We start from the raw sequence: 7,341 nt of genomic DNA on the forward strand, positions 1-7,341 counted from the left end.
CCTGAAATTATACTGGCAGGAGAAGTACCCACAGGCCTTCTGTTGGTCTTTCGGTGATTCGCCGGCGCTGGCCGACGAGCTGGCGGCGCTAGTGGTCGCCGGTAAAAAGCGTGGCACCTGTAGCTCGCTGGTTAGCTATCAGAAAGAGCAGCCCCCTGTCACGCCCGGGTCATATCACATTGTGCTCAACGGCACAGGCGACGCCGTGTGCGTCATACGCACGCTGGCGCTCAGGCTGATCCGTTTTAACGAGATGAGCGCCAATCTCGCCGCACTGGAAGGCGAAGGCGATCTTAGCCTGGCGTACTGGCAAGCGGCACACCGGGCCTTTTTTGAGCGCGAGGGTAATTGGTCGCCGGAGATGGAACTGGTTTACGAAGAGTTCGCCGTACTTGAGATCGCGCCGTAACGCACGCTAAAGCGCTGGCGACGTCGATAGGCATACACATCTTCTACATGCCCTTCTTTAATACGCGTCTGTAGCGCGCGCCAGTAATCGGCGCGAAACAGGTCGGCATGCATCTCTTCAAACAATGGTCCGATACGCGGATCGGCACACAGCCAGTGGCGAAACTCCTCCGGGAAAACATCACCTGGCGAGACGCTATACCAGGGTTCGCTGGCCAGTTCGTCTTCCGGATAACGCGCTGGCGGAATATCGCGGAAATTCACTTCCGTCATGTAGCAAATTTCATCGTAGTCGTAGAACACCACGCGACCATGACGGGTAACGCCAAAGTTTTTAAACAACATATCGCCGGGGAAAATATTAGCGGCGGCAAGCTGGCGAATCGCATTACCATATTCTTCTATCGCATCGCGCAACTGCTGGCCTTCTACCTGTTCCAGCCAGATATTGAGTGGCACCATGCGACGTTCAATATAGAGATGGCGAATGACGATATGTTCCTCAAGATCGGTAATCTTCTCTGGCGCTTCTTGTCGTAACAGCGCCATCAGCGCCGGATCGATTTGCCGTTTATCCAGTACGAAATTCTCAAACTCCTGGGTATCCGCCATACGACCGACGCGATCATGCTCTTTTACCAGTTGATAACAGGCACGCACATGGGCGGCAGACATCTCTTTCTGCGGGGCGAATTTGTCTTTAATGATTTTAAATACCCGGTCGAAACCTGGCAGGGTAAACACCAGCATCACCATGCCGCGGATACCAGGCGCCTCAATGAATTTCTCATCGCTTTCAGCCAGATAACATAAATATTCGCGGTAGCTTTCGGTTTTCGCATGTTTCTGGCAGCCAATCGCCATATACAGTTCGGCAGTGGTTTTACCCGGCAGGATTTCACGCAACCACTCAACCAGCGCGGCAGGCAGCGGCGCATACACCATAAAATAAGAGCGGGCAAAACCAAACACAATGCTCGCTTCTGCCGTGGTGGTCAGGCAGGTATCGACAAACAGTTCCCCCTCATCAGTACGATGAATCGGCAATAAAAACGGCAGCGTACCGTCAGGTGTGGTTAATTTACCTACCAGCCAGGCCGCTTTATTACGGTAAAACAACTCATTCGCCACCTGGACATGGCAGCGAGGTAGCGCGTCCTCGCCCAGTGTTTCAGTCAGGTGCGCGATAATATAGCGGATATCCCGGCTTTTATTCTGCCAGGGCAGACGCAGCGGTAAGTCACTAAGTATGCGCATCAACAGCGGCTCCCAACCGTGATCGGGAAAGAAGTCTTTGGCCAGTGGGCGCGGGATAGTACGGAAGCGACGCTCCGGTTGCGAACTGAAAATAAACAACCGCTCGGGTGTTAACGAGCGGTGGTCAAATAACCGGCAATAAACGGAGTTGAAAAAGCTCTCCGCAATCTCGAAGCGCGGGTAATCCGGCAACAGCCGGGTGTAATGCTCTTTAACGCGTAAAAGGAAATCCGCGTCGGTACTTTTGCCATCGGTAATACAGCGCAATTGCTCCACCACCAGACCCACATGATGATCATAGAGGTGGATACGGCTTTTCATCGCCTGTTGGACGGCGTGCCAGTCGGCCTGTTCAAAACGCTGCTGCGCGCCGGAAGTCACTTCCAGAAATCGACCATACTGCGCGTCAAAGCCTTGCAGGATGGTTTGAGCAATCAGTAATTCCAGGCCACGCGGCATTTTTTTCCCTCATCCGGCACCACGTCATGCCGGATGGCGCGTTCGCTTATCCGGCCTACGCTATCTGTAGGCCCGGTAAGCGCAGCGCCACCGGGCATCAATCAAAACTGCGATTCTTCGGTGGAACCCGTTAACGCGGTAACGGATGACGCGCCGCCCTGAATAATGGTGGTGACTTTGTCGAAGTAACCAGTACCCACTTCCTGCTGGTGGGAAACAAAGGTGTAGCCATCTTTCGCCGCGGCGAACTCGGGTTGTTGAACCTTCTCAACATAGTGTTTCATGCCCTCGCCCTGAGCGTATGCATGCGCCAGGTCGAACATGTTGAACCACATGCTGTGGATGCCCGCCAGGGTAATAAACTGGTATTTGTAACCCATGTCCGACAACTGCTGCTGGAAGCTGGCAATGGTCTTGTCGTCCAGATTCTTCTGCCAGTTGAAGGATGGCGAACAGTTATAGGCCAGCAGTTTGCCCGGATACTTCGCGTGGATAGCATCGGCAAAACGACGCGCCAGTTCGAGATCCGGTGTAGAGGTTTCGCACCATACCAGATCGGCATACGGGGCATACGCCAGACCGCGGCTGATCGCCTGCTCAATGCCCGCATGGGTGCGGTAGAAACCTTCGCTGGTGCGTTCGCCGGTAATGAAACCGCTGTCATAGGGATCGCAGTCGGAGGTAATCAGATCTGCCGCATCCGCATCGGTACGCGCAATCAGCAGGGTCGGTACGCCCATCACATCAGCGGCCAGACGCGCAGCAACCAGTTTCTGAATCGCTTCCTGCGTGGGGACCAGCACCTTGCCGCCCATATGGCCGCATTTCTTCACCGACGCCAGCTGATCTTCGAAGTGAACGGCCGCTGCACCGGCTTCAATCATCGATTTCATCAGTTCGAAGGCATTCAGAACGCCGCCAAAACCGGCTTCCGCATCAGCAACGATCGGCAGGAAGTAATCCACATAGCGCGGATCGTTGGGTTCAATACCGGATGCCCACTGGATCTGATCTGCACGACGAAAAGTGTTGTTGATCCGATCCACTACCGCCGGAACAGAGTTTGCCGGGTACAACGATTGATCCGGATACATGCTGGATGCCAGGTTGGCATCTGCCGCCACCTGCCAGCCTGAAAGATAAATCGCCTCAATACCGGCTTTCGCCTGCTGCAACGCCTGACCGCCGGTCAGCGCGCCAAGGCTGTTGATATAGCCTTTTTTCGCTTCACCGTGCAACAGCCGCCACATTTTCGCTGCGCCGAGCTGCGCCAGCGTGCATTCCGGGTTAACCGAGCCGCGTAATTTCACCACCTCCTCCGCGCTGTACGGGCGGGTGATGCCTTCCCAGCGCGGTTGTGTCCACTCTTTCTGTAATTCTTCGATTTGTTGAGTACGGGTTTTCATGTGCAGATGCTCCATATTGTTATGTGGTGAATTAAGCCAGTAAGCGATAGCCCGGCAGGGTGAGGAAGTCGATTAAGTCATCTGAGGTGGTGATTTGCTCCATCAGACGTGCGGCATCGTCGAAGCGCCCGCTGCTGTAGCGGTGCTCGCCCAGTTCGTCCTGGATTACCCGCATCTCTTCCGCCAACATTTCGCGGAAAAGCGCTTTCGTTACGGGTTTTCCATTGCTCAGTGTTTTCTCATGGTGAATCCACTGCCAGATAGAGGTTCGTGAGATTTCCGCCGTCGCGGCATCCTCCATCAGACCGTAAATCGGTACACAGCCATTGCCGGAGATCCACGCTTCAATGTACTGCACTGCCACGCGAATATTGGCGCGCATTCCCGCTTCTGTGCGTTCGCCTTCACATGGCTCCAGTAACTGTTCAGCGGTAATCGGCGCATCTTCATCACGGGTAATGAACAGCTGATTTTTGTGCTCGCCCAGTACCTCGTTAAAGACGGCCATTGCGGTATCCGCCAACCCAGGATGCGCAATCCACGTGCCGTCGTGGCCGTTGTTCGCTTCCAGCGCTTTATCCGCTTTCACTTTGGCAAGGACCTGATTGTTGCGTTCAACGTCTTTGCTCGGGATAAACGCCGCCATACCGCCCATCGCGAACGCGCCGCGCTTGTGACAGGTTTTGATCAGCAGGCGCGAGTAGGCGCTCAGAAACGGTTTGTCCATCGTTACCACCTGCCTGTCCGGCAGGACGCGATCCGGGTGATTTTTCAACGTTTTGATATAGCTGAAAATATAATCCCAGCGACCACAGTTGAGACCGACGATATGATCACGCAACGCATGAAGAATCTCATCCATCTGGAAAACAGCAGGCAGCGTTTCAATCAACAGGGTCGCTTTGATCGTACCGCGCGGCAGATTGAAGCGGTCTTCGGCGTAGCTGAAAACTTCACTCCACCAGGCTGCCTCCTGCCAGGCTTGCGTTTTCGGCAGGTAAAAATACGGGCCGCTACCTTTAGCGAGCAGCGCTTTATAGTTGTGGAAAAAGTACAGAGCAAAATCAAACAGGCTGCCGGGAATGGCTTCCCCCCGCCAGGTAACATGTTTTTCTGGCAGATGTAGACCACGTACACGACAAATCAATACGGCCGGATCGGGCTTGAGCTGATAGATTTTTCCGGCTTCGTTGGTATAGCTAATGGTGCCGTTCACCGCATCACGCAGGTTGATTTGACCATCAATAACTTTATTCCAGTCCGGCGCCAGCGAGTCTTCAAAATCCGCCATAAACACTTTCACGTTTGCGTTCAGGGCATTAATCACCATTTTACGTTCAACTGGCCCGGTAATTTCTACTCGGCGATCCTGTAAATCCGCCGGAATACCACGAATCTGCCAATTACTTTCTCTAATGGAAGTGGTTTCCGAAATAAAATAAGGCAACTTACCGTTATCAATATCCTGCTGTTGCTGGATACGTGCAGCCAGGAGTTTATTGCGTTTTGGCGTAAAACGGGTGACTAACTCCGTCAAAAACTCGACTGCCTCAGCGGTCAGGACTTGCTTTTCCAGCTCGCCTTGCGGCCTGGTAAAGGTTAATTCATCAGTTGTGGTTGCCTGTGGATTCATCATGCAGCTCCTCGTTGTTGATCCAGATACATCCCCAATGCGAACGAAGGATCACTGTGCGCTTTTCGTTCAACACAACTAAGACTACTCAATTAAATTTCAAAATCAAAAACAATTTCCATTTTTAATTTAATTATGAATTAACCTATTGATAACAATATAAATTAAATTTAATTACATGATGAGGTGCGTTTCGGAAATAAAAAAGGCACCCGAAGGTGCCTGATTCAACATGCTGAAACGCTTTAGGATCGTCAGAAGCAGAAGATTAATCCAGGGTTGGATTCATGTGACGCAGATCATATGGCGTAATCTGGTAGACATAATAGTTGAGCCAGTTAGTAAACAGTAAATTACCGTGGCTGCGCCAGGTTGCGCGCGGTATGTTTTGCGGATCGTTTTTTGGGAAATAGTTGTACGGAATCTCCGGATTTAACCCGGCCTCAACGTCACGAAAATATTCACCCGCTAACGTATGAGCGTCATATTCAGGATGACCAGTGACAAACGCAATACGTTTATCTTTGCTGGCAAACAGGTACGCATCCCCCTCTTCTGTTTCGGCCAGAATTTCAAGATCCGTATAATCCCGTATTAGCGCCGCCGGGAAATCGGCATAGCGTGAGTGTGGCGCCAGAAACGAATCATCAAAACCACGCGTCAACAGAGCATGTGGATGAAGGATGTGATGTTCATAGACGCCGGAAAGTTTATCTGTACGGGTCTGCTTAGGGATACCATACAGAATATTGAGTGCGGCCTGAACGGCCCAACAGACAAATAGCGTCGAAGTAACGTGATCTTTCGCCCATTCAAGCACCTGCCTAATCTGCGGCCAGTAAGCCACGTCATTAAATTCCACCAGACCCAGCGGCGCTCCGGTCACGATAAGCCCATCAAAGTTCTGATCGCAGATATCGTCGAAGTTACAGTAAAAGTTGTTCAGATGCTCGGCTGGCGTGTTCCTCGACTCGCGGGCATCTATCCGCAGTAGTTGAATATCGACCTGCAATGGCGAGTTCGATAGCAAACGCAGAAACTGATTTTCCGTTTCAATCTTCTTCGGCATCAGGTTAAGGATAAGTACCTTTAGCGGGCGAATTTCCTGACCTGATGCGCGAGAAGTCGTCATGACGAAGACATTCTCCTCACGTAAAAAATTGACGGCGGGTAGCTCGTCCAGCACGCGAATCGGCATAACCTGATAACCTCACGACATACGTTTAAACGTTTAGACATCCAGATAGCTGAAGATACTCAGAAATCAGGCGAATGTCGAGTCTGCAAGTTCAAGGTGAGAAAGTTTCACGACAGCATTTGCATTAGAATAGAAGTAAGCAAAAAAGGAGTGAAGATGATGATTAACATTCGCCGTTCAAGGCATGAGGAAGGGGAAAAACTGATTGCGATCTGGCGTCGCTCAGTCGATGCCACGCACGATTTTCTGTCAAACGCTTATCGGGCCGAACTGGAAGAGCTGGTGAGCGATTTTCTGCCAGAAGCGCCACTATGGGTTGCCGTGACCGATCAGGATGAGCCGGTAGGATTTATGCTGCTTACCGGCGAACATATGGATGCGCTGTTTGTCGATCCGGACGTGCGTGGTCAGGGTATCGGTAAGAGATTAGTTGAACATGCGTTAACACTGGCGCCGGGGTTGACAACCAATGTTAACGAGCAAAATACACAAGCTGTTGGATTTTATAAGAAAATGGGATTTAAGGTGACGGGACGTTCGGAGGTTGACGATCTTGGGAAACCGTATCCATTGTTGAATTTAATTTATCCGTGAGTAGCGGTGCTGCCTGATAAGTGCATACAGGCCGGATAAGGCGAAACTGCCATCCGGCGGTGCCGGTTGCCTGATGGCGCTGCGCTTATCAGGCCTACATTTTTACAGTTACCACACACGCAAAAAAGCCCGTCCAGACGGATGGGCTTCTTCACTAAATTGATGCCTGGCAGTTTATGGCGGGCATCCTGCCCGGCACCCTACGGGCCGTTGCTGCGCAACGAGTGCTCACCGACAGACTACAGATAAAACAAAAGGCCCAGTCTTTCGACAGGGCCCTTCGTTTTATTTGATGCCTGGCAGTTCCCTACTCTCGCATGGGGAGACCCCACACTACCATCGGCGCTACGGCGTTTCACTTCTGAGTTCGGCATGGGGTCAGGTGG

6 protein-coding genes and 1 rRNA gene are annotated in these 7,341 nt (G+C 52.0%); 2 read left to right on the top strand and 5 right to left on the bottom strand.

Annotated elements, in window-relative coordinates; all coding sequences use genetic code 11:
* The first annotated feature begins 1 nt into the window (after position 1).
* The gene (locus ACLJR2_RS21285; RefSeq protein ID WP_077248407.1) at positions 2-409 is read left to right on the top strand and encodes an ASCH domain-containing protein; all 408 of its coding nucleotides are present in this window, start codon (positions 2-4) and stop codon (positions 407-409) included.
* Here ACLJR2_RS21285 and aceK read toward each other — a convergent pair.
* The 4 genes from aceK to metA all read right to left on the bottom strand — a co-directional run bounded on the left by aceK (position 373) and on the right by metA (position 6,361).
* Positions 373-2,124 (bottom strand): bifunctional isocitrate dehydrogenase kinase/phosphatase, encoded by a 1,752-nt coding sequence (aceK, locus tag ACLJR2_RS21290; protein WP_001137264.1) that lies wholly within the window; start codon positions 2,122-2,124, stop codon positions 373-375. The genes ACLJR2_RS21285 and aceK overlap by 37 nt on opposite strands.
* Before the next feature lie 101 nt (positions 2,125-2,225).
* Positions 2,226-3,530 carry an isocitrate lyase gene (gene aceA / locus ACLJR2_RS21295; protein WP_000857879.1) on the bottom strand — a complete coding sequence of 435 codons (1,305 nt, stop codon included), beginning with the start codon at positions 3,528-3,530 and terminating at the stop codon, positions 2,226-2,228.
* Between the two features lie 31 nt (positions 3,531-3,561).
* Positions 3,562-5,163 carry a malate synthase A gene (aceB, locus tag ACLJR2_RS21300; protein ID WP_001069383.1) on the bottom strand — a complete coding sequence of 534 codons (1,602 nt, stop codon included), beginning with the start codon at positions 5,161-5,163 and terminating at the stop codon, positions 3,562-3,564.
* Positions 5,164-5,431: 268 nt separating this feature from the next.
* The gene (metA, locus tag ACLJR2_RS21305; protein ID WP_001122764.1) at positions 5,432-6,361 is read right to left on the bottom strand and encodes a homoserine O-succinyltransferase MetA; all 930 of its coding nucleotides are present in this window, start codon (positions 6,359-6,361) and stop codon (positions 5,432-5,434) included.
* Between the two features lie 156 nt (positions 6,362-6,517).
* On the opposite strand from metA, the gene ACLJR2_RS21310 reads away from it, so the two are divergent.
* The gene (locus ACLJR2_RS21310; protein ID WP_000973248.1) at positions 6,518-6,955 is read left to right on the top strand and encodes an acetyltransferase; all 438 of its coding nucleotides are present in this window, start codon (positions 6,518-6,520) and stop codon (positions 6,953-6,955) included.
* Positions 6,956-7,249: 294 nt separating this feature from the next.
* Here the strand turns inward: ACLJR2_RS21310 and rrf are convergent.
* Positions 7,250-7,341 (bottom strand): 5S ribosomal RNA (rrf, locus tag ACLJR2_RS21315); the annotation flags it as partial.

Source organism: Salmonella sp. SAL03688, assembly GCF_046551895.1.
In the GTDB taxonomy this organism is placed as follows: Bacteria; Pseudomonadota; Gammaproteobacteria; order Enterobacterales; family Enterobacteriaceae; genus Salmonella; species Salmonella enterica.

Bases quoted from the DNA above. Each gene is read 5' to 3' on its own strand.
- aceK (WP_001137264.1), bottom strand. From the start codon at position 2,124: ATGCCGCGTGGCCTGGAATTACTGATTGCTCAAACCATCCTGCAAGGC.
- aceA (WP_000857879.1), bottom strand. From the start codon at position 3,530: ATGAAAACCCGTACTCAACAAATCGAAGAATTACAGAAAGAGTGGACA.
- aceB (WP_001069383.1), bottom strand. From the start codon at position 5,163: ATGAATCCACAGGCAACCACAACTGATGAATTAACCTTTACCAGGCCG.
- metA (WP_001122764.1), bottom strand. From the start codon at position 6,361: ATGCCGATTCGCGTGCTGGACGAGCTACCCGCCGTCAATTTTTTACGT.
- ACLJR2_RS21310 (WP_000973248.1), top strand. From the start codon at position 6,518: ATGATGATTAACATTCGCCGTTCAAGGCATGAGGAAGGGGAAAAACTG.